Origin of the sequence: Luteibacter sp. UNCMF366Tsu5.1 (assembly GCF_900119235.1) — a bacterium.
Taxonomy (GTDB): Bacteria; Pseudomonadota; Gammaproteobacteria; order Xanthomonadales; family Rhodanobacteraceae; genus Luteibacter; species Luteibacter flocculans.
The window spans coordinates 641,714-664,134 of the sequence record NZ_FPIS01000002.1; the positions used below are offsets into that span (position 1 = coordinate 641,714).

Sequence of the window (22,421 nt, forward strand, 5' to 3'; positions counted from 1 at the left end):
CTGTGTGAGCGCGTCATTGTGTGGGTTTTTCGTCCCCAGCTCCATGCCGTAGGTGGCATAGCACGTCGGACATTGTCGACGGCTCCCTGGCGCCATCGTCCTCGGGCGACAGACGCCTCGTCGCCGCCCGATTATCGTCACGCGGCTCAATGTCTATCGCAAGGATGAAAGATGACTTACCTGCCTTCCATGGGATGTGCCGGGCGTGCCGGCATGTTCGTTCTTGCCGTGGCCCTGGCGCCTGCGGCATCGGCCAACACGCTGCAGGGCGCTGATACGCCCGCGGACGCGGAGAAACCTGCGATCACGAGTGAGAGCAGCACGAACCGGAGGCCGTCCGCGTTGCCGCGCGGCCTGCCGTTCGCGACGACCGACGATGAAAGTACGTTTCGCGAGATCGCGCGACACGCTTCGCTCTTTCCGATTCCCGCGCCGCACCGCGTGGCGAAGGATTTCCTCGCGCAACGCCTGGGCATCGATGGCGATGGCTATGTGGTGGCGCATTTCGCTACGGCAGAGCAGCGTGCCAACGGAAAGCCCGACCAGGTGATGCCGCTGACCGACGCGCTGATAGAAGCGTTTCCCGACCACGACCGGCATGGCTGGTTTGCCGAACTGTCGGACATGGTGGGTGGCCTTAACGGCGGCGGCGCATCGAGTCCAGGCGTCGTCGCCACAGCGATGCGTGTGGCACATGGCAAGAGCGCCGCAGACGTCTTTTCGGCGCTCGGTAAGCTGTTGTGGAGCCGGACCGGACCGGGCTACATCTACAACACGTTCATCGCGAGCGGCAATGTCGTGGCGACGGTCCGTGAAGACCATCGGCTGCTGGATGATGCATTTGGCATCTACGCCGTCGGTGGTTTCGATGCCGATCACGCCAGTCCGATCCGGCTCTCTCAAGTGGTGGACGCCTTCGCTGCGCCCGGTGCCTTCGCCGAACTGCCGTACGTCAGCCGGTTGAAGGCGGAGTTGGACGCGTATTGGTCTCGAATCCGCGCCGATTGGTCTTTGCTGGCGCGCTACGAGTTCGTCATGCAGGCACGTCATGCGCGCGATACGGGTCTGCTAACCGCGGTGCAATACCGCACGGTGATGCAGGCGGCGGCGCCGACGGTCCCGCGCGAGGGCGCCGTGACTCTCGAAGCGTTGCGGCAGACGGTTGATGGTACGGGCCAAGCCTTCCTCTTCGACATCAACGGCTACGCGGCGAGCGATCTCATCCGCTTCGTCGCTCCGGACAAGAGCGAAATCATGTACATGCCGGGCGAATCGTCGCCGTTTGTGGTCGTGCGCGATGAGGCGGCGCTTCGGCAATGGGTACTGACGCAAGCAAAAGACCCGGCAAAGCTGACCCGTCTGCTTGCGCATTTTTCCGAGCACGATACTCAGGACGGCCTGTTCTGGACGGGGGTGAAGCACGGTCTGGAAAACCTGGGCAGCGGTCGCTGGCGGGCCGATAGCGACGCCGTGGACCATGCGGACACGGCGATCGTCGGCGACGTGTTCGAGGCCATGCGGACACAAGCCGAAGCACGCTTGCGTAGCGATGCGACGGTGCAGGCCAGTACGGCTTGGGATGCGTGGCGAACCACCCTCAACCGCACGGCCACGCTCCTCGCGCCACTGGGCTATGTGCCTGCGTTGGCCATTCCCTTGCAGGCAGTCACCGGGCTCGCCGGCCTCGGCATAGGCGTGGAACAGGCCATCGACGGCCGTACCGAGGCGGAGCGGTTGAGTGGCGTAGAACAGGCGGTATCCACGGTCGTGACCAATGTGCCGCTGGGTGCGCTGTTCGGGGGCGAAATGCGTGGAGCGAGAGAGGGCGAGACGAAGGCCGATGGGAGCCCGTCGTTCGTTCGTCCGCAGCGCGTCCATGGAAAGATCGGCTACCCCCTGGGACCTACCCGGCCACCCTCCTGGCCAGCTGAGACAGTGGATCGCATCTATGCGCACGACGACGGCCGTCCCGGCCTTTGGATGGCGGCCGACCTGCGGCGCCACACTCGTCAGCAGCTGCCGCCCCGTGCGTCGCATCTCGGCGACGGCACCTATATTCAAGGCGGCGAGATCTACGTGCCATGGCGCCATGCCTCGCACGTGCGCCTGGCGCGTCTGATGCACAGTGAAAGCGGCTATCGCATGGCTCTGAGCGATGACACACCCGGCCCCCTTGTGGAACGTGGAAGCGATGGCCTCTGGCAGTTCGCCGAGATCGAGCAGAACTATCTGCCCGGAAGCTTGATTGCGCACCGCGTAGCGGGGATGCTCACCGCCGATCCTCGCGTGCTCGCTCATGCTGCGGAGGTGCTTGAACAATTCGGAGTCTCGGAGTCCTCACCGGGGGTGACCGGTATCGGCCCCGATGCGGACGCCGGAGAGCCCTTGCTCAAGCTGAGCGTCGGACACGGATTCATCGAGACCCTGTCCGCACGACTTCGCGATCCCACGGCCAAGGTGTGGACGCCGACCGAACTGCGTCTGGTCGCACCGATCCTGGCTGAGGCGACGCGTCGTCCGTTCGCGCTGTCTCTGGCGGATGGACGACTCGTCATCGCCGTATTGCCCGACGGGCGGGAAGTGACGGAGGGGTTACCCGCCACGGCGCTTCGCATAGAAATTCGTGGCGACAAGTATGTGGTGCTCGGACCGCGGCTGCCGGATACCGATGAGTCCTATGCCTCGGTGTTTTCTGCGTTCGAAAGGCAATACAGGCGTCTGGCCACACGCGATCAGGTGGTGGATCCCGCGCAGCGCGAACACCTTTTCCGAACCATGTTGGCCGACATGATCGATGCCAGGGGCACGCGCCCCGACCTCGAGCGCATGCACCGGTACTGGATCGACGGCCTCCGTCTGGCCACGAAGCACAAGGAGAGGATCAAGGCGTTATCACACCTGAGGTATGCATTGGCGAACGATTCGCAATCGCTGACGCCGGAACAGAGACGGCAGATCGACGAGGTACGTGACGTTCTGCCCAATACCCTTGCCGCGGACGTCACCGACTCGCGGCTGCTGGCGGCGGGTGTGATGGCTCGGATCGTGGAGCGGCAGAGCGCATTGCTGCCTCCGGCGCTGGCTCACCTCGCGGTCCGGGATCCAGACATCCTGAGACGAGCGAGGGCCGAAATGGGGGACGAATTCGGTATACAGGACAGCTACTACGTGAAGCTTCGGCATCCGGATGGCCGAATGCAGGTCGTCAAGGTCAACTTGAACGCGGCTGCTACAGGGTACGAGTTGTTGGCGCCAGGCGATGCGACGAATCGCGCCACTGGGTATTACCTCGTCGAGCGAGACGGCATGTGGCGACCCGAACAGTCACTTGCAGACGGCTTCGTTCTCGTGGATCCCGGTGAGTTCATTGCCACCACCCTCGCGGTCGGTAGTGTCCTGCCGGTCGATGTCGCGAGTGACCTTCAGAGTGTCATGGGCATCGTGGACGCCATTCCGCAGCCGCTATTGCGCTTCTTCAGTCGGTCGCTCACGGGCGCCGAGATCGCTGCCGACGGCGGGGTGGTCCTCACGCTCCGACATCCCACGTCGGGCGCCGTCTTGCGCTATGCGACGCACGTCGATCGACATGGGCAGCCCATCGCTTCCGCCCCGCCGACGGTCGCCATCGCTGCCGACGCGTTACCTTTCATCGATCAGCATGTCACGCCGCATGTGCCGTCCGCGACGAGACAAGGGGTTTCCCCACCAGCCCCATTCGATTCCGCCGCTTATAGGGAACTCGTCAGGACGGGACAGCCAATCAGTGCGTTCTTCGGCGGGGGATTCGCCGATCTGCACGTCAGTGCCCTGGTAAAAACGCGGCGGTTGCGTGGCATGTTGCGCGAGGATTCGCACATGGCGCTCGTGGGAGCCGCGGCGGACCACCTGTTCACGCTGGTGCTGCCCGTCGGTGAAGACGCCTTGCGGATGGCAGGGGCGGAGCGATCCGTCGGTCGCCCACTGCACGTGTTGCCCCCCGGTACGCTGATCGTGGACTCGATCTATGGCGCGGCGGTGAGCGCAGAGCATTACCCAGCCTTCGCACGTGAGGTGGCTCGTGGGTGGGAGGCAGCGGGTTGGCGCGTGACGCGATTGGAGCCCGATGGGCGTGAAGTGAGTGAATCGCCCATTGCCTTCACCGAGCGGATGCTCTCGACACCGATAACGGTGAATCTATGGAATCCGGAGCACGATCCGATATCCGAGCGACGCTATGTCGACTATGCGCGTCGCCGTTACGCAGGCGGTCTTCCTGTGCGTCATGCGGGGCTGGATTGGCTGGTGACGCGGGAGGCCCGGCGGGATTATCTGAGCTACTTCCAGCCTGACACCATGGCCATCCCCTTCGCCGACGATGCCCCGGCTCATGATCCAGTCGCATCGAGCGTCCGCGGTCTGGCCGAGACGGCCGTCGCTGCCGGGCTGACTTCGGGCGTGGCCCCAGGTATCTAAGGACGCGCTGAGCTCGGGCCAGGATCAGCGAGTGCGTCGCCACGCCCATGCCGATGCACCTCGCTGATCCGGACATGGTCACCCACACCGTGTGTATTCCCGCGACCACAGGGGAGCCCCGAAACCAACCGCGCCGTCGGCATGCGTTCGTCGGCGTGGGCGGCGTAGGACACCGGATCACGTCGATGCCGCCATCGCAATCCGTTCTCGGGCGACAGACGCTCCGTCGTCGCCCAACTATCGTCACGCCCCTCGATGTCCATCAACAGGGATGAAAGATGACTTACCTGCCTTCCAAGAGACGTGCTCACCTGCTCCTGCTCGTTGCTGCTCTGGTACCTGCGACGAGCGTCGCCAGCGCATCGGATCCCGCCTTGCGCAGGGACGCGGCGCAAACGGCGAACGCGAGCGATACGTCCGCGACACGCCAGCTTCCCGCATGGCCGCGCAGCCTGCCGTTCGCGACCGCCGACGACGAGCGGACGTTTCACGAGATCGCGCGCCAGGCGTCCCGGTTTCCTATTCCCAATCCGCGCCGCGTGGCGAAGGACATCATCAAGGAACGCTGGAACATCGATGGCGATGCGTACGTGGTCGCTCATTTCGCCACCGCAGATCAACGCACCCGCGAAACCCCCGACAACGTGATGCCCCTGATCGACGCGCTGATCAACGCCTTTCCCGATCATGATCGGCATGGCTGGTTCGCCGAACTGTCGGACACGGTGGGTGGCCTGAACGGTGGCGGCGCGGCGAGTCCCGGCATAGTCGCTACGGTCGTGCACCTCGTGCATGGCAAGAACGCCGCGGACGTCTTCTCGACGCTTGGCAAGTTGCTGTGGAGCAGGACCGGCCCCGGATATATCTACAACACGTTTTTTGCGAAGGGCAACGTCGTTGAGACCGTCCGCGAGGATCGCCGCCCGCTGGATGAAGCGTTTGGCATCTACACGGTCGGCGGTTTCGATGCGGGCCACGCCAGTCCGATCCTGCTCTCGCAGTTGGTGGAATCTTTCGCTGCGCCCGGCACGTTCTCGGAACTGCCGTACGTCAGCCGGTTGAAGGCCAAGCTGGACGCGTACTGGGCCCGAACCCGCGCCGACTGGCCCTTGCTGGCGCGTTACGAGTTCGTCATGCAGGCGCGGCATGCGCGCGAGACGGGCCTGCTTACCGATGCGCAATACGGAGCCGTCATGCAAGCCGCAGCGTCGCAGGTCCCCTTGAACGGTCCGGTGACTCTCGAGCAGTTGCGGAAGTCGTCGCCCAGCGCAGGTCGCGCTCGTCGCTTCGATATCAACGGTTATGCGGCAAGCGACCTTATCCGGTTCTTCGCCCCGGACAAGAGCGAAATCATGTACATGCCGGGCGAGACGCCGCGCTTCGTGGTCGTCCGTGACGAGGCCGCGCTTCGCCAATGGACGCTGACGCAAGCGAAGGACCCGGCGAAGGCAACCCGCCTGCTTGCGCATTTCGGCGAGTGGGAGAGCCAGGACGGCTTGTTCTGGACGGGCGTGAAGCACGGCCTGGAAGATCTGGCCACCGGCCGTTGGCAGGCCGATGGCCGTACGGTCGATCATGCAGAAACGGCGATCAGCGGCGACGTGTTCGAGGCTATGCGTACGCAGGCCGAAGAACGTCTGAGCGAGGATGCGAAGTTGCAGGCCAGCACGGCATGGGATGCGTGGCGAACCCGGATCAATCGTACGGCGACGCTGGTCGCGCCGCTGGGCTATGTGCCCATCCTGGCCATTCCCGTGCAGATCGCCACGGGACTCGCCGGTGTCGGAACGGGTATCGAACAGGCCATCGACGGCCGGACCGAAGCGGAGAGGGCTGGCGGCGTGGAGCAGGTCGTTTCCACGGTCGTGACCAATGTGCCGCTGGGCGCGGTGTTTGGGCATGAGATGCGGACCGGGAACGGCGACACGGCAAGCAATGACGCGCGGCCATCGTTCGTTCGTCCGCAACGCGTCCACGGAAAGATCGGCTATCCCCTGGGGCCCACGCGTCCGCCGTCCTGGCGGGCGGAGAGGGTGAATCGCGTCTTTGCGCGCGACGACGGCAGCACGGGCTTCTGGGCGGCAGCCGACGTGCGGCGGCACACCCGTCGGGCCGTTCCGCGCTATTCGATGCACCTTGGCGACGGCACCTTCGCCCACAATCACCAGATCTACGTGCCATTGCGCGTTTCCTCCACCGCGCGTTATGCGCAGCTCATTCATGCTGGCAGGGGCTATCGGATGGCCTTGGCCGACGGCAGCCCCGGTCCGCTGATCGAGCGTGAATACGACGGATTCTGGACGCTCGCCGACGTTGCCGACAACTACCTGCCTGGGAGTGTGCTCGCGCACCGGGTAGCGAACATGTTCACAACCGACCCGCGCGTGCTCACTCGTGCTGCGGAAGTGCTGGAACAATTCGGGCTGTGCGAATCCGGGCCCCTGGTGACGGGCATCGGGGCGAATGCGGACGTCGCGGATCCCTTGATACGGCTGAGTGTGGGACACGGCTTCATCGAGACGTTGTCCGCCCGCCTGCGCGACCCGGCGGCACGGACGTGGACCCTTTCCGAGTTGCGGATCGTCGCTCCCATCCTTGCCGAGCAGACGCGCCGTGCCCTCGCCGTGTTCCGCGGCGATCACAGCCTTGCCTTTGCGGTGCTGCCCGACGGCAACGAGGTGGCGCAAGAAGACGTTCCGGACACGGCACTCCTGGTGGAACGCCGTGGCGACGCCTATGTCGTGCTCGGTCCACGGCTTCCGGACAGCGGGTTTCGCTATGCCTCGTTGTTTGAGGCCGTGGAGCGACAGCGTCCGCAGTTCGGAGTGCCGGTGCAAATGGGGGATGGGGCGCAGCGCGAGCACGCCTTCCGTACGATGCTGGCCGATCGGATCGATGCCACGTCCAACCGCGTTCAACTCGAGCGCATGCATCGGTCCTGGATCGGTTCCCTTCCCATGCCTCACCAGCAGATCGTCCTGTTGATGCGTATCTCGCGGCTGAGGTATGCCCTGGCGCACGAACCCGCGTCGCTCACGCCGGAAGAGATACGACAGATCGATGAGGTGCGCGACCTCTTGCCCGATACGCTGCCACCCGGCGTGATGGACTCGCGCTTGCTGGCAGCGGGGGTACTGAGTCGGATTGCCGAACGACAGAGCGCGCTGCTGCCTCCCGCGCTGGAACACCTGACGGTCCAGGATCCGGCCGTCCTGGCACGGATGGGATCACAACCCGACGACGATCTTGGGATGCAAGGCCGTTACTACGCCCGGCTACGGCATCTGGACGGCCGCACGCAGCTCGTCGAGATCGCCCCGGATGCGCGCGCCGTCGGCTACGAGGTGCTTGCACAAGGAGACGGTACGCATCGCTCGACCGGTCGGTACGTCGTCGAGCGAGACGGCGTATGGCGTCCTGAGACATCGCTCGCGGAAGGGCTTGCGGTCATGGATCCGGGCGAGTTCATCGCCACTTCCCTCGCGCTGACGGATGTCCTGCCGGCTGACATCTCGCGCGATCTGCCGACCGTGATGAATATCGCGGATGCCATCCCGCAGCCGCTTCTGCGCTTCTTCAGCCGGTCGCTCAGCGGGGCCGAGATCGCTCCCGACGGCGGGGTGGTGCTTACTGTCCGGCATCCGACCTCAGGGACTGCGCTGCGCTATGCGACGCACGTCGATCGAAACGGGCGACCGATCGCCGCCGCGCCAGCATTGATTCCCGTGACGAATCACCCATCCCATCTTTCGGATGCTCATCTCAACCCCCGCGTGCCGATGGCGATGGACCTTCAGCTATCGTCGCGGCGTCCCCTCAATGTGGACACCTACGCCGAACTGTTCAGGACGGGGCAGCCCATCAGTGCTTTCATCGACATGGGGTTTGCCGACCTGCACGTCAGCGCCCTGATGACGACCCGGAGGCTGCGAGGCATGCTCCGAGAAGATGCGCATGTCGCCTTCGTGGGCAGCGCGGAGGATCACGTGTTCACGCTGATCATGCCTGCCGATGAGGGGGCCCTGCGGATGGCGGGGCCTGAGCGGGCCCTCGGCCGGCGATTGGATGATTTGCCTGCGGGCACGATCATCGTGGACCCCATGTATGGCGTGGTGGCGAGCGCGGACCGCTACGCGACGTCGGTTCGCGAGGTGGCGCAGCGATGGGATGCGTCCGGTCGGCAAATGATGCGTGTGGAACAGGATGGGCACGAATCGTCCGAGTCGCCCGTCGCCTTCACGGAGCGCATGCTGGCGGCGCCCGTGCGGGTCAATCTCTGGAATCCCGAGCATGACCCGATATCCGAGCGTCGCTATGTGGACTATGCGCTGCGACGACATGCGCGCGGGCTGACCGTGCGCCATCCGGGAAGGGATTGGCTGGCGACCCGGGAAGCCCGGCGGGACTACATGGACTATTTCAGGCCCACGACCACGACGATACCGTTTGCCGACGACGCTCCGGCGGGTGACCCGAGCACGATGGGCCTGCGCGATCTGGCCGAGGCCGCCATTGTCGCCGGCCTGTCGCCAGTACACGGACCAGATACCTAAGGACGCGCTAAGCTCGGGCCCAGGATAATGGTTCATATCCGATGCCGAGTCTCTGCCCGTGCACATCATCCTTGTCGAAGACGACGTTCAGTTGGGCGAGGCGATTCGCCGGGCACTGGAACGGCTGGCCTATACGATCAGCTGGTTCCGCGACGGCAACGAGGCCCTGCTCGCCTTGCGCGACCACGACGCAGACCTGGTCCTGCTCGACCTGGGTCTGCCGGGCAGGGACGGAATGGACGTGCTCACCGAAGCGCGGCGCCTGCGCGTGACCACGCCGGTGATCGTGATGTCGGCCCGCGATGCGCTGGACTCGCGTATCCGCGTGCTCGACGCAGGCGCGGACGATTACCTGATCAAGCCGTTCCACCTGGACGAACTGGCGGCGCGTATTCGCTCCCTGGCCCGCCGCGCGAGGGGCGCCGCCGTCAACCGCCTCGAGGCGGGGGCGCTGAGCCTCGACCTCGGCACCTTCGACGTGACCTGGCACGGCGAACGCGTGGAGCTGACTCGCCGCGAGTTCGCGCTGCTGCAGGCGCTCATGGAGCGCGCTGGCCGCATCGTTCGCCGTGAGTCGCTGGAGAATTCGCTGTACGGTCCTGACAACGTCATGAGCACGAGCGCGCTTGAGGTGCTGGTGCACTCGTTGCGACGCAAATTGAGCCACGGGGCGATCCAGACAGTACGCGGATTCGGCTACATGGTGCCCCGGGAACCGCAGTGACGGCGGCCAGCCTTCGCGCCCGCCTGCTTGTCCTCATCGTATGCGTGCTGGCGGCGGTGCTGGTGCCTCTGGGTTTCCTGAGTGCCCAGCACACGCTGGAGGAAGTGGACGAGCTTTCCGACGGCCGGCTGGCCCAGGCGGCGCGTACGTTGGAAGTACTCGTCGATCGCATCGGTGTGGAGCAGTTGCGTCAGCAGCGGGCCGCGCGCCTGCTCGTGCCCAGCGTTTCCAACCACCCGCAGGAACTGACCGTTCAGGGCCGTACGTTCGAGTCGGAAGTGGGATTCCAGGTATTCGATCGCGATGGCACGCTGTTGCTGGCCACGGAAAACCTGGCCGCGTTGCCGCGGACCCAGGCTACCGATGGAAGCTACGAGGACGTCCGTAAGGGCAAGTACGAGTGGCGCGTGTTCACCTTGATCAAGGAGGACGACGACATCGTCATCCGCGCGGGTGAGCGCTATGACAGCCGCAACGAGATCACGCGTGCCCTGTGGATCGAGCACGGTCTGCCGATGCTGCTGGGGCTGCCGTTGATGGCCTACCTCGTCGGCTGGGCCATCCGACGCGGCATGCGCCCGCTTGACGCCCTGGCCAAGGCGCTTTCGCGACGTGAGCCCGGCAGTCGCGAGCCTGTTCATCTGCGCGATGCGCCTACCGAACTGCAACCCGTGCTCGCGGCCCTGAACGAGCAGATCGGACAGATCGAAGAAGCGCTCGAACGTGAGCGACGCTTCAGCGCCGACGTGGCCCACGAACTGCGCACGCCCCTGGCCTCGACCATGATCAACCTGGAGGACGCCATGGCCTCCGCCCGTCCCGACGAAGCCGAGGCAGCACTGCAGGCGGCGCGGGAGTGTCTCGTCTCGCTGGCTCGCCGTACGGAACAGTTGCTGGCCCTGGCGCGCCTTGAGGCAGGCGCCGCGGCGGGCCCGCGCAGCCGAGTCGATCTCAGCGAACTGGCCCTGGACGTCATCGAGGAAATGTCGGCGCTGATCGGTTCCGGTGGCGTTGAACTCAGCGTCGAACTACCCGATCACCAGTTTGTTGAAGGCTATGGCGTGGCGTTGAGCGCGCTGCTGCGCAATCTGCTGGAGAACGCCTTCCGCCACGTGCCGCGAGGCGGCCATGTGGAACTGTCGATCCGCCAGGCCGGCGGCGAGGCCGTGATCGAGGTGGTGGACGACGGTCCGGGCATCCCGGCGGAAAAGCGCGAGGCCATGTTCACCCGGTTCCAGCGCGGCATCGATACCCACGGTTCCGGCTACGGTCTCGGCCTGTCGATCGTGCAGCGCGCGGTGGAACTCAACGGCGCCCGAATTCGCATGCTTGACCGCGACGACGGCGCCAGCGGCCTGCGCGTGGTGGTATCCCTGCCGACGGCGTGATCTGCGAGCGCGTTTCATTCAAGCACGCGAAAGGTGATCGGCGCATCCTCAGGAGCCCAACCCATGGAGCGTGTCACGATGAAGAACCCCGAAACGACCAAAAAGCTGCGCAAGTCGGATCTCGCCACCCCGACCGGCCTCGGTGCGGACGCCACGCGCGACATCTCGGGCGGACTGAGCGCATTGCTCGCCGACACCTTTGCGCTGTATCTCAAGACGAAGAACTTCCATTGGCATATGTCGGGGCCGCGTTTCCGCGATCTGCACCTGCTGCTCGACGAGCAGGCGTCGCAGATCTTCGCCATCACCGACGACATCGCCGAGCGCGCGCGCAAGGTCGGCGGTACGACGGTGCGTTCGATCGGTCACATCTCGCGCCTGCAGCGCCTGGCCGACAACGACGCCGACTTCGTCACCCCGCAGGACATGCTTGCAGAGCTGCGTGACGACAACGAGCGCTACGTCGGCTTCCTGCGCGAAATGCACGGTGTGTGCGACGAATACGGTGACGTCGCCACCGCGAGCCTCATCGAGAACTGGATCGACGAGGGTGAGCGCCGCGTGTGGTTCCTCTTCGAGACCGCACGCGAACACGCGTGAGGCGAAGGGGCCGGCGCGCTGGCGCCGGCCCCTTGTGTGTCACTTCCTCGGCGTAGCGATGTCGCCGATGAGGTCTTTGCCGTCGGCACGCACGAGGTGCGGGTATCTCAGCCCGCCGTGGTAATCCACCTTCACGGTCGAGTAATCGTCGATGTCCTTGATGAGAAACTCGATCGGCGCGCTGTTCGACTTCGCCGCCGTGACCGCATCCTTGAGGACCTGCGCCGAATAGTCCTTGCCGTTGATCGCGACCAGGGTCACGCCCGGGACGAGTCCGGCTTTCGCGGCGACGCCTTCCCACTGCGCATCTGTGATCACGCCCTTGTCGGACACCTGGATGCCGAGCGAATAGGCCAGGTTCACCGTCTTGCGGAGCGACTCCATCGTTTTCGCGAATGGCGTGGGCTTGTCGTCGTAGACGAGCTTCCAGCCGCCGCCCTCGATGCCGTGCTCGGGTAGCGTGTCGCCGGTGGCATCGAGGCGTTCACGCAGGAAGCTTGCCCAGTCGTACGGCTGGATGCCGTTGAGCGTGGCGATCACGTCGTCGAAGGTATAGGTCTTCGGCGTGTAGCTGCCGTTGTCCATGCCATAGAACGCACGCGCAAACTCGTCGAGCGTGTGCTTGCCGTTGGACAGGGTGCGGATCTTCGTGTCCACATCCAGCCAGAGCAGCTGCCCTTCGGGGTAGTAGTCCGAGCTGCGCCGATAGTTCGTCCACCCCGGCGTGCCGCGCGACATGAGCGGGATGCCGTCGGCCGTGTCCTGCAATGAGCGCCACGAACGTCCCGTGCGCGCCGACATGTCAGCGGCTATGCCCGCCAGCGAGTCGCGCCACTGCGCGGTGGTCCAGATGCCCGAACGCGCCGTGAGCACGCCGGCCCAGTAATCGGTCAGGCCTTCGTATACCCAGAGCAGGTCGTCCTGCATCGGTTCGGCAAAGCTCGGCGTCCACAGGTCCGCGGGGCGACGGAACTTGCCGTTCCACGAATGGATGTATTCATGCGGCAGCAGCGTGCCGGCGGCCACGTTGACGTCCGCATCCGTGAGGAAGTTCGCGAACAGGCGGTCGTCGCTGGACTGGTGGTGTTCGAGGCCGAAATGGCCGGTGTGGTCGGAGGTCACCAGCAGGAAATCGTAGTGCGCGTAGTGATGGGCGCCGAACAGCCGGTTGGCCTGCACCACGAGGGACCGCTGCTTCGCGATCTGCTCGTCCGTCGCCTTCACCCCCGCGGCCGTGTCGCCCGTGATGTTGAGGTGGACCTGGGTGTCCTGCCCAGGTGCGAGGTCGATGCGCGTGAAATGCTTGCCGGTCATCAGCGGCGAATCGACGAGGTTCTCGAAGCTCACCGGCTTGAAGCGGACCTCGTCACCGGATTGCGCGGCCGTTTCCAGGGCCGAGGCGTACTTCCAGCCGGCGGGCAGTTTCACGCTGGGTTCGACCGTGATGCGACTGCTGTAGTACCCGGCCGGATAGAAGGCCACTTCGTTGAACGAGAGGGGGATGTAGCCGGGCGTGGCCGGCGCCAGGTAGTCGAAGCTCAGTTCGAGCGCATTCACGCCTGCGGGTAGGTCGACGTGGAAGGCGTACATCTCCTGCAGGTCACGACGCCAGGGGAGGCGTTTGCCGTTGCCCGTCACGACGAATCCCGCGACATTGGCGAGGGGGCCGGAAGGCCCGTGTACGCCGGGAATCCACTTCGGGTAGTAGAGAATCGCGTGATTCCCGCTGACCGGTATGGTCTCGCGCACGTGATAGAGGTGCCTGGCGGCATCGGAAAGATCGACGTGCAGCACGAGGTTGCCCGGATACGGCTGGTCGACGGCAGCGGGCAGATCGGAGGCCGTGGCGGGCGCGGTAAGGGCGATCGCGGAAGCGACGGCGGCGGCGAGGGTGGCGCGACGAAGCAGCAGGCGCATGGTTCGGATCCCCTGGCGGTTGGCGATCCCCGATGGTCATGGGCGGCTGTCGCTCCGGGCCCGTGCCATAGGTCATGCCCACCCGGGCCTTGTTTGAAACGGGGGACTTCGCAGGGCAGGGACGCGTCGATAGCATGAGCCGATGAAAGCACCCACCCTGCGACGCATTCTCAACGCGTGGCCGCCCTTCCTGTTCACCGGGATACGCGTCGTTACCTTCGACGACTACCGCTACGCGAAAGTGCGTCTGAAACTCGCCTGGTACAACCGCAACTACGTGCGGACGCACTTCGGCGGCAACCTGTTCTCCATGACCGACCCGTTCTGGATGATCATGACGCTCAAGAGCCTTGGCGACGATTACATCGTCTGGGACCAGGCGGCCGAGATCCGCTTCGTAGCGCCCGGTCGCGAGGATGTCTACGCCGAGTTCCGCCTCGACGACGCGGTGCTGGACGAACTGCGCGCGGCGACCGCCAATGGCGAGAAGTGCCTGCGCTGGTTCGATACCGAGGTGCGCACGGCGGCCGGCGAGCATGTCGCCACCGTGCGCAAGCAGCTCTACGTTCGCCGCAAGAAGGCGAAGCGCTGATTCAGCGAGTGCCTCAGAACAGCAGGGAGGCCATTTTCTTGCGATAGGTGCTGACCAGCGCCGCGTCGTCGATGGTGGCGAAGGCGGCGAGGAGGCGCTTCTTGGCCTGACCGTCGTGCCAGTCGCGTTGGCGCTTGAGGATGTCGAGGAACTGCTGCAGACCCGCTTCGGTGTCGCCTTCGATCAGCAGGCGCACGCCGAGCAGGTCGCGGGCTTCCCAGTCGCTGTCGTCGTTCTGCACGCGTGTACGAAGGACGTCGAGCGACGGGGCATCCGTTAGCGCCCGGGCGAGTTCGAGCTGGCTGCGCAGACGCACGGCGCGCGCATCGGTGGCGAGGTTGGCGGGCAGGGCGTCGAGTTCCGCTTGTGCAGGTTCCACACGGCCCGCGCGCATCAGGGCCAGCGCGAGGTCGAGCTTCAGTTCGGCGCGGTCCGGCTGGGCAGCGATGGCCTGCTGGATGCGGTTGATGGCGTCTTCGGGGCTCTCTGCGGGAGCCTGCGTCGCCTCGGTCTCGACGGCCTCGGCCGGCTGTACCCCGTGACGGGTGAGGAATTCGCGGATCTGGCCTTCGGGCAGCGCGCCGGCAAAGCCGTCCACCACCTGCCCACCGCTGATCAGGATGACCGTGGGGATGCTGCGCACGCCGAACATGGCGGCGAGCTGCTGCTCGGCATCGACGTCGATCTTGGCGAGGCGGAACGCGCCCGCGTACTCGGCGGCCAGCTTTTCGAGAATCGGGCCCAGCGATTTGCACGGACCGCACCATTCCGCCCACAGATCCACCAGGATCGGTGTGGTGAGCGAGGCTTCGATGACGTCCTTCTCGAAGGCCGCCGTGGTCGCGTCGAAGACATGTTCACTACGGGCCTGGGCGCTGTTCACGGGGATGCTCCTTGGAAGTCGATGCCCCGTAGGTCGGGGAAGAGAGGCAGCATATCAAGGCCCGGCATGACGGGGAGGGGCGAGCCCCGACGGCTTCCGTCATGCGCCGTTTACGCGGATTTGCGATCATATGGCGCGGGCCCTCGCGGCCTTGGACCGCTGGAAGGCATGCATACCGCCCAGGAACTGATCGTCTGCGAACACTGCGATTCCGTTTATCGGAGGCAGGCGCTTGGCCGTGGCGAGGTGGCGGACTGCGTGGTCTGCGGCGCCGTGCTCGAACGTCACCAGTGGCTGGGTGTCGAGGCGCAGTTCGCGCTCATCGTGGCGGCGCTGATCGTCTTCGCCATCGCCAACCTGTCGCCGATCGTGACCCTGGGGCTGTCCGGCATGACGGCCGCCACCACACTATGGGGCGCCGTGATCGCCATGTGGCAGGACGGTGCCCAGGTGGTGGCGTTCCTGAGCGCCATGACCTTGTTCTTCTTCCCGCTCAGCCAGCTCCTGCTCTTCGGCTGGGTGCTCTGGTTTGCCCGTAGCGGTCGCCGCGCTCCGGGGTTCGCGCAGGCGATGTCGGCGCTGGTCAAGATCAAGCCGTGGAGCATGATCGAGGTCTTCATGCTCGGTACGCTGGTGGCGGTGGTGAAGGCACACACGTATTTCGACGTGGTTCCGGGGCCGGGCATCTGGGCCTTCGGGTTCTTGACGCTGTTGATCACCGTGTTCTCCAGCCACGATCCGCGCGACCTGTGGAACATCACCCGAAAGGACGCCGCATGAGCGCGCCACCGCGGGCCCGTGACCTCGGGATGATGTCCTGCCACGTCTGCCGGCTCATCACGGCCTACAGCGACGATCCCCATGCTCGCTGTCCGCGTTGCGACAACGTGCTGCACGTGCGCAAGCACGGCAGTATCGCCCGTGCCTGGGCACTGCTGGTGGCCGCGGCGATCTTTTACATCCCGGCCAACGTGTTCCCGATCATGCGCACGCAGAGCCTCTCGTCGAAGGATGACAACACGATCCTGAGCGGCATCCTGGAACTGTGGCGAGCCGGGTCGCCGGGGCTGGCGGTCATCGTCTTCACGGCGAGCATCGTGGTACCGATGCTCAAATTCATCATCATGGGCTACCTGCTGGTGTCCGTGCAGCGGTCCAGTGGCTTCGTGGCCCGGCAGCGGGCGAGGCTCTACCGCTTCGTGGAACTGGTGGGTTACTGGTCGATGCTCGACGTGTTCGTCGTGGCGATCCTCTCGGCCCTGGTCCACTTCAAGATATTGAGTCGCGTCGAGCCGCTGCCCGGCGTGGTGTATTTCGGCGTGGTCGTCGTACTCACGATGCTTTCGGCCATGAGCTTCGACCCGCGCCTGATCTGGGACAACAGGAAATCGCAATGAGCGACAGCAACGAAGGAAATACCTCGCCGCCGGAAGATCTGCCGCAACCGGTCGTGCGGAAGTCGAAGCTCGGCTTCTCGCTGATCTGGCTGGTGCCGATCGTGGCCGCGCTGGTCGGTCTCTCGCTGCTGGTAAGCCATTACCTGTCGGCCGGTCCCCGGATCACCGTCACGTTCCAGACGGCGGAGGGCATCGAGGCCGGCAAGACCCAGGTCAAGTACAAGAACGTCGTGATCGGCAAGGTCACGACCATGAAGCTGTCGAAGGACCGCACGCACATCTCGGTGATGATCGACCTGGAGAAGGACGCCCGCGCCTTTGCCACCAAAGGCACACGCTATTGGGTGGTGCGTCCGCGCGTCGGTGCCAGCGGTGTGTCAGGCATCGATACGTTGCTTTCCGGCGCTTTCATCGGCGCGGATGCCGGCGCTTCCGAAGAGGAGCAGAGTGATTTCAAGGGGCTCGAAACGCCACCGGCGGTCACCCATGGCGCGCCGGGTCGGCGCTTCGTGTTGCACGCGGGCGATCTCGGGTCGCTCGACATCGGCTCGCCGGTCTACTACCGGCGTATCCAGGTTGGACGCATCGTGTCCTATCAATTGGACAAGGACGGCAAGGGCGTATCGCTGCAACTGTTCATCGACGGTCCGAACGATCGCTTCGTGCTGAAGGACTCGCGATTCTGGAATGCCAGCGGCGTCGACGTCTCGCTCGGTGCAGACGGCCTGAAGATGAACACGCAGTCGTTGGCCACCGTCATTGCCGGTGGCGTGGCGTTCCAGGATCCCCCGGGGCCGCACGACGAAAACCCGGCACCGGAAATGGCCGAATACACGCTGTTCAGCGATCAGGCTACGGCCGTTGCGCCGCCGGATGGCAAGCCGCGCTACATCCGCATGCGCTTCGAGCATTCGTTGCGTGGTCTCGCGGTCGATGCACCGGTGGAATTCCTCGGGGTGAAGATCGGGCGCGTGGTGTCGGTCAACCTGGACTACGATCCGGCATCGCAGACCTTTCCGGTCATTGTCGGCGCGCTGGTCTATCCGCAGCGTCTCGGCCAGGCAAATGAAAAACTCGCCAAGGCCGTCGGTGGCGACGAGGACACGTTGTTCCCGCGCATCATGAGCGGGCTGGTGGCACATGGCCTGCGTGCTCAGGCGCGCACCGGCAACCTGTTGACCGGCCAGCTCTACATCGCGTTCGACTTCGATCCGAAGGCCAAGAAGGTGGCGTTCGACCCGAATGCCAAACCGGTGGAGCTGCCGACCACGCCGGGCGACTTCGACCATCTGCAGGAACAGATTTCCAGCATCGTCGACAAGATCGAGAAGATTCCCTTCGATTCGATCGGCCGCAACCTCGATGGCAGCCTGAAGGAACTCAACGGCACACTGAAGCAGGTCAACACCGAGCTGATGCCCGAGGCGAAGAAGACGTTGCAGGGCGTGAATCGCACCGTCGGCACAGCCAACGACGCGTTGTCGGAGAACTCGCCGCTGCAGCAGAACATCAGCCAGACGCTCGAGGAACTGCAGCGCACCGTCCGCTCGGTCCGCGCCTTCACCGACTATCTGGGCCGCCATCCGGAGGCGCTCCTGCGCGGCCGTGGCGCCGACGCACCGCCGAAGATCAGCACGCCGTCCGCGAAGACGGGCAAGGAAGAGCAGCCATGATCCATTCCCTTCGTCTCGCCGGTCTCCTGGCCCTCATTGGGGGCCTCGGCGCCTGCGCCTCGTCGCCCACTCATTTCCACACGCTGGTGCCGCCGGCCGCTCCGCCGGCCAGCGGCACGGCGGCGTTTGTCATCGACGTGCAGCCGGTGGGCGTCCCGCCGCAGGTCGATCAACCCGCACTCGTGCTTCGTCAGGGCGCCAGCTCGATCGCGGTGCTGGACGGCGAGCGCTGGGCCTCGCCGCTGGGCGACGAGATCCGGGCCGCGCTGTCGACCGACCTGTCGGCACGCCTGGGCACGCACGATGTGCACGGCCTGCCGCGCGCACGGGACGCAAAGGTGGTCCGCGTGCAGTTCGACGTCCGTCGCTTCGACTCGGTGCTGGGCGGCGATGCGACGGTGGAGGGTGCCTGGTCCGTGCGCGGTCCCGCCGAGGGCGCCGCGGTCACGTGTGCGTCGCGCGTGTCCGAGCCCGCCGGGTCGAGCTACGACAGCCTCGTGGACGCGCATCAGCGTGCGCTGGGCAAGGTCGCCGACCAGTTGGCAGTGGCGATCCGTTCGCTCGCCGCCGGCCAAGCCGCCACCTGCGCTCCATAGGCCCCGCTCGCCCCGTAGGACCCGCTATAGCGGCGAGGGAATGTTGCCTCACCGCTTCATTGCTCCGTCGGCTTCTCGCCGCCATGGCGGCTCCCACAACGTGCAGGCCAGCCCGCCACCTGCACTTTAGGAGCCGCTATAGCGGCGAGGAAATGCAGCCTCACCGCCGGGGGCTTCTCGCCGCGATAGCAGCCCCCACAAGGCCCCAGGCTTGGCCTCACCGTCCTCGTGGGATAGTCTCCCGCGATTGACCGCCGCGTTCTTCGCTGGCGGCCACCCCACGATTTCCACCGGTACCGAACACCATGCAGGACACCCACGATCAGGGCACGCGCGAGCAGGGCGGCTACGCCCCGGACGTCGTCGAGACGGCCGCACAGCGCTTTTGGAACGAGACCCGCGCCTTCGAGGTGACCGAGGACACGGGCAAGCCGAAGTACTACTGCCTGTCGATGCTCCCGTATCCGTCGGGTGCCCTGCACATGGGCCACGTGCGCAACTACACCATCGGCGACGTGATCAGTCGCTTCCAGCGCCAGCAGGGTAAGAACGTGTTGCAGCCGATGGGCTGGGACGCCTTCGGCCTGCCGGCCGAGAACGCTGCGATCAAGAACCGCACGGCGCCGGCCAAGTGGACGTACAAGAACATCGATCACATGCGCGAGCAGTTGAAGCGCATGGGTTTCGCGTACGACTGGACCCGCGAGGTCACCACCTGCGATCCCGAGTACTACCGCTGGGAGCAGCAGATGTTCACCCGGCTGATGAAGAAGGGCCTGGTGTACCGCAAGAACAGCGTCGTGAACTGGGACCCGGTCGATCAGACCGTGCTCGCCAACGAGCAGGTGATCGACGGCCGCGGCTGGCGCTCCGGCGCCGTCGTCGAGAAGCGCGAGATCCCGCAGTGGTTCCTGAAGATCACCGCCTATGCCCAGGAACTGCTCGACGGTCTCGATGCGCTGCCGGGCTGGCCGGAAGCGGTCAAGACCATGCAGCGCAACTGGCTGGGCCGGTCCGAGGGTCTGGAGATCTCCTTCGACGTGGACGGGCAGAGCGAGCCGCTGACCGTGTTCACCACCCGGCCCGACACGCTCATGGGCGTGTCGTACGTCGCCGTGGCGGCGGAGCATCCGATCGCGACGCGTGCTGCACTGTCCAACTCGGGCTTGGCCGAATTCATCGAGAGCTGCAAGTCCGGCGGCGTCTCCGAAGCCGAACTGGAAACCCAGGAAAAGCGTGGCTACTACACCGGCGTGGATGCGACGCACCCGCTCACCGGTGAAAAGGTGCCGGTGTGGGTCGCCAACTTCGTGCTCATGGGTTACGGCACCGGCGCCGTGATGGCCGTACCCGGCCACGATCAGCGCGACTGGGAATTCGCGCAGAAGTATTCCCTGCCGATCAAGATGGTGGTGGTCGACCGCGCCTTCGTGGACGCCGTGGCGGAACTGAAGCGCGATCTCGCGGCCGAGGGCACCGACACCGTGCAGAACGCACTGGATGGCGGTTCCTCCGATGCGTATCAGTCGTCCGCTGCCGTCGACACGATCAAGGACTTCGAAAACCGCATCCAGACCGTGGGTGCGTACACCGATTACGGCACGCTGATTCATTCCGGCCCGTTCGATGGCATGGACTTCAAGGAAGCCTTCGACGCCATCGCGGCCCGGCTCGAAGCCCAGGGCCGCGGCGAGCGCCGGGTGAACTGGCGCATCCGCGACTGGGGCGTCAGTCGCCAGCGCTACTGGGGCTGCCCCATCCCCGTCATCTATTGCCCGACCTGCGACGCGGTGCCGGTGCCGGAAGACCAGTTGCCGGTGATCCTGCCGGAAGACGTGGAATTCTCTGGTGTGCAGTCACCGATCAAGGCCGATCCCGAGTGGCGCAAGACCACCTGCCCGAGTTGCGGCGGTCCGGCCGAACGCGAGACCGATACGTTCGACACCTTCATGGAGTCGAGCTGGTACTACGCGCGCTATACGAGCCCGGGTGCGAAGGGGCAGGTGGACGAGCGCGCGAACTACTGGACGCCGGTGGACCAGTACATCGGCGGCATCGAGCACGCGATCCTGCACCTGCTGTATTTCCGCTTCTATCACAAGCTCATGCGTGACGAAGGGCTGGTGCAGAGCGATGAACCGGCCGTCAACCTGCTCTGCCAGGGCATGGTGATCGCCGAGACCTACTACCGGAAGGAAGCCGACGGTTCGTCCACCTGGTTCAATCCCGCCGACGTGGACGTGCAGCGCGACGAGCGCGCGCGCATCGTCGGCGCCGTGCTGCGCGCCGATGGGCAGCCGGTGGAAATCGGCGGCGTCGAGAAGATGTCCAAGTCGAAGAACAACGGCGTGGACCCGCAGTCGATGGTGGAGAAGTACGGTGCCGACACGGTGCGCCTGTTCTCCATGTTCGCCGCACCGCCGGATCAGTCGCTGGAATGGAACGAGGCGGGTGTGGAAGGCATGGCGCGTTTCCTGCGTCGCCTGTGGCGCGACGTCAACGCGCACGCCGAGGCCGTGCCCACGGCGACGCATCCGGCCGGCGAGGGCGCCCGCAAGGCGCTGCGCCGCCAGTTGCACGAGACCATCCAGAAGGTCGGCGACGACATCGGCCGCCGCCAGTCGTTCAACACCGCCATCGCCGCACTGATGGAGCTGCTGAACGCGCTCGGCAAGTTCGAGGACACGAGCAGCGAGGGCGTGGCACTGCGGCAGGAAGCCTTCACGGCGATGGTCCAGCTCATCAACCCGTTCACCCCGCACATGGCGCACGCGCTCTGGCAGGTGCTCGGCCACGGCGAGACGCTGGTCGAGGACGCCGGCTGGCCGCAGGTGGACCCGGCAGCCCTGGTCCGCGATTCGCTGACCTACGCGGTGCAGGTGAACGGCAAGCTTCGCGCTACCATCGAGGTGCCGGCCGCGGCCTCGAAGGACGAGGCGGAAGCCATGGCACGGGCGGAACCGAACGTGGCCCGCCTGCTGGAGGGACAGACCGTGCGCAAGGTGATCGTCGTGCCCGGCAAGATCGTCAACATCGTCGCAGGATAACCATGAGCCCGAACCTCCTTCGTTCGCTTCGCGTCGCCGCGCTCGTCTCCGTCGTGGCGCTGGTCAGCGCCTGTGGTTTTCACCTTCGTCACAGTGCCGCTCTGCCGCCGGGGATGAAAAAGATCCACCTCACCGTGTCGGGCGGAGGACGCCTCGAGCGCGAGCTGACCCGTGCGCTGGAGAATTCTGACGTCACGGTGGTGGACAAGCCGGCGGTCGATGCGGCCGAACTCGCCATCACGTCCAACACCTTCCGTACCGACTCGCTCACGGTGAGCGGCACCGCGCGCGTGACGGAATACGCGGTGCGTTACCACGTGGACTTCAACGCCAAGGCGAGCGACGGCACGGTGATCATTGCGCCGCAGTCGGTCGACATGTCGCGCGAGTTCAGCTACGACGCCACCAACACCATCGGTACCGCGAGCCAGACCGAGGAACTGCAGCGCAGCCTGATCGGCGACATGGTCCAGGCGATCCTGTTCCGTCTGCAGGCCGCCGGCGCGCATCCCGCCCTGGCAGCGCCTGCGCAGGCGCCCGCCTCGTCGAACTGACCGCTGGTGCCGCTCAATCCGTCCCAGTGGCAGAAACATCTGGCC

The 22,421-nt window shown here is 65.5% G+C and carries 14 protein-coding genes; 12 read left to right on the plus strand and 2 right to left on the minus strand.

The window, feature by feature from the left end; genetic code table 11:
* Positions 1 to 171 precede the first annotated feature (171 nt).
* The 5 genes from BT115_RS12090 to BT115_RS12110 all read left to right on the plus strand — a co-directional run bounded on the left by BT115_RS12090 (position 172) and on the right by BT115_RS12110 (position 11,717).
* On the plus strand, positions 172 to 4,452 hold the full coding sequence (locus BT115_RS12090; protein ID WP_072322835.1) for a dermonecrotic toxin domain-containing protein: 4,281 nt from the start codon (positions 172 to 174) through the stop codon (positions 4,450 to 4,452).
* A gap of 278 nt (positions 4,453 to 4,730) precedes the next feature.
* Entirely contained in the window at positions 4,731 to 9,005 is a 4,275-nt protein-coding gene (locus tag BT115_RS12095) for a dermonecrotic toxin domain-containing protein (protein WP_072322836.1), read from the plus strand.
* A gap of 58 nt (positions 9,006 to 9,063) precedes the next feature.
* Positions 9,064 to 9,729, plus strand: a complete 666-nt coding sequence (locus tag BT115_RS12100) for a response regulator (protein ID WP_072322837.1) — start codon at positions 9,064 to 9,066, stop codon at positions 9,727 to 9,729.
* Positions 9,726 to 11,117, plus strand: a complete 1,392-nt coding sequence (locus BT115_RS12105; protein ID WP_072322838.1) for an ATP-binding protein — start codon at positions 9,726 to 9,728, stop codon at positions 11,115 to 11,117. The genes BT115_RS12100 and BT115_RS12105 overlap by 4 nt, the downstream gene beginning before the upstream one ends.
* Before the next feature lie 78 nt (positions 11,118 to 11,195).
* Complete coding sequence (locus tag BT115_RS12110) at positions 11,196 to 11,717, plus strand: Dps family protein (RefSeq protein WP_072323189.1); 522 nt, start codon at positions 11,196 to 11,198, stop codon at positions 11,715 to 11,717.
* Positions 11,718 to 11,756: 39 nt separating this feature from the next.
* Here the strand turns inward: BT115_RS12110 and BT115_RS12115 are convergent, their stop codons facing one another.
* Positions 11,757 to 13,634 (minus strand): M61 family metallopeptidase, encoded by a 1,878-nt coding sequence (locus BT115_RS12115; protein WP_072322839.1) that lies wholly within the window; start codon positions 13,632 to 13,634, stop codon positions 11,757 to 11,759.
* A 142-nt stretch (positions 13,635 to 13,776) separates the two neighbouring features.
* Between BT115_RS12115 and BT115_RS12120 the strand changes: the two genes are divergently transcribed.
* Complete coding sequence (locus BT115_RS12120) at positions 13,777 to 14,226, plus strand: DUF4442 domain-containing protein (protein WP_072322840.1); 450 nt, start codon at positions 13,777 to 13,779, stop codon at positions 14,224 to 14,226.
* 13 nt (positions 14,227 to 14,239) lie between these two features.
* On the opposite strand, the gene trxA is transcribed toward BT115_RS12120, so the two are convergent.
* Complete coding sequence (gene trxA, locus BT115_RS12125) at positions 14,240 to 15,109, minus strand: thioredoxin (RefSeq protein WP_072322841.1); 870 nt, start codon at positions 15,107 to 15,109, stop codon at positions 14,240 to 14,242.
* Between the two features lie 168 nt (positions 15,110 to 15,277).
* Here trxA and BT115_RS12130 point away from each other — a divergent pair, with 168 nt between their 5' ends.
* From BT115_RS12130 to lptE, 6 genes are all read left to right on the plus strand, one after another.
* A complete protein-coding gene (locus tag BT115_RS12130) occupies positions 15,278 to 15,889 on the plus strand; it encodes a paraquat-inducible protein A (protein WP_072322842.1) in 612 nt (203 codons plus the stop codon).
* Positions 15,886 to 16,506 carry a paraquat-inducible protein A gene (locus tag BT115_RS12135; RefSeq protein ID WP_072322843.1) on the plus strand — a complete coding sequence of 207 codons (621 nt, stop codon included), beginning with the start codon at positions 15,886 to 15,888 and terminating at the stop codon, positions 16,504 to 16,506. Before BT115_RS12130 ends, BT115_RS12135 begins: the two co-directional genes overlap by 4 nt.
* Positions 16,503 to 18,179, plus strand: a complete 1,677-nt coding sequence (locus BT115_RS12140) for a PqiB family protein (RefSeq protein ID WP_072322844.1) — start codon at positions 16,503 to 16,505, stop codon at positions 18,177 to 18,179. The genes BT115_RS12135 and BT115_RS12140 overlap by 4 nt, the downstream gene beginning before the upstream one ends.
* Complete coding sequence (locus BT115_RS12145; protein ID WP_072322845.1) at positions 18,176 to 18,775, plus strand: PqiC family protein; 600 nt, start codon at positions 18,176 to 18,178, stop codon at positions 18,773 to 18,775. The genes BT115_RS12140 and BT115_RS12145 overlap by 4 nt, the downstream gene beginning before the upstream one ends.
* A gap of 305 nt (positions 18,776 to 19,080) precedes the next feature.
* The gene (leuS, locus tag BT115_RS12150) at positions 19,081 to 21,822 is read left to right on the plus strand and encodes a leucine--tRNA ligase (RefSeq protein WP_072322846.1); all 2,742 of its coding nucleotides are present in this window, start codon (positions 19,081 to 19,083) and stop codon (positions 21,820 to 21,822) included.
* A gap of 2 nt (positions 21,823 to 21,824) precedes the next feature.
* Positions 21,825 to 22,376 (plus strand): LPS-assembly lipoprotein LptE, encoded by a 552-nt coding sequence (gene lptE, locus BT115_RS12155; RefSeq protein ID WP_072322847.1) that lies wholly within the window; start codon positions 21,825 to 21,827, stop codon positions 22,374 to 22,376.
* The last annotated feature ends 45 nt before the right edge of the window (positions 22,377 to 22,421 follow it).

What these genes read in the sequence shown, in the direction of transcription:
- BT115_RS12130 (WP_072322842.1), top strand. Translation starts at nt 15,278, where the DNA reads ATGCATACCGCCCAGGAACTGATCGTCTGCGAACACTGCGATTCCGTT.
- BT115_RS12110 (WP_072323189.1), top strand. Translation starts at nt 11,196, where the DNA reads ATGAAGAACCCCGAAACGACCAAAAAGCTGCGCAAGTCGGATCTCGCC.
- BT115_RS12145 (WP_072322845.1), top strand. Translation starts at nt 18,176, where the DNA reads ATGATCCATTCCCTTCGTCTCGCCGGTCTCCTGGCCCTCATTGGGGGC.
- lptE (WP_072322847.1), top strand. Translation starts at nt 21,825, where the DNA reads ATGAGCCCGAACCTCCTTCGTTCGCTTCGCGTCGCCGCGCTCGTCTCC.
- BT115_RS12095 (WP_072322836.1), top strand. Translation starts at nt 4,731, where the DNA reads ATGACTTACCTGCCTTCCAAGAGACGTGCTCACCTGCTCCTGCTCGTT.
- BT115_RS12090 (WP_072322835.1), top strand. Translation starts at nt 172, where the DNA reads ATGACTTACCTGCCTTCCATGGGATGTGCCGGGCGTGCCGGCATGTTC.
- leuS (WP_072322846.1), top strand. Translation starts at nt 19,081, where the DNA reads ATGCAGGACACCCACGATCAGGGCACGCGCGAGCAGGGCGGCTACGCC.
- BT115_RS12135 (WP_072322843.1), top strand. Translation starts at nt 15,886, where the DNA reads ATGAGCGCGCCACCGCGGGCCCGTGACCTCGGGATGATGTCCTGCCAC.
- BT115_RS12140 (WP_072322844.1), top strand. Translation starts at nt 16,503, where the DNA reads ATGAGCGACAGCAACGAAGGAAATACCTCGCCGCCGGAAGATCTGCCG.
- BT115_RS12120 (WP_072322840.1), top strand. Translation starts at nt 13,777, where the DNA reads ATGAAAGCACCCACCCTGCGACGCATTCTCAACGCGTGGCCGCCCTTC.
- BT115_RS12115 (WP_072322839.1), bottom strand. Translation starts at nt 13,634, where the DNA reads ATGCGCCTGCTGCTTCGTCGCGCCACCCTCGCCGCCGCCGTCGCTTCC.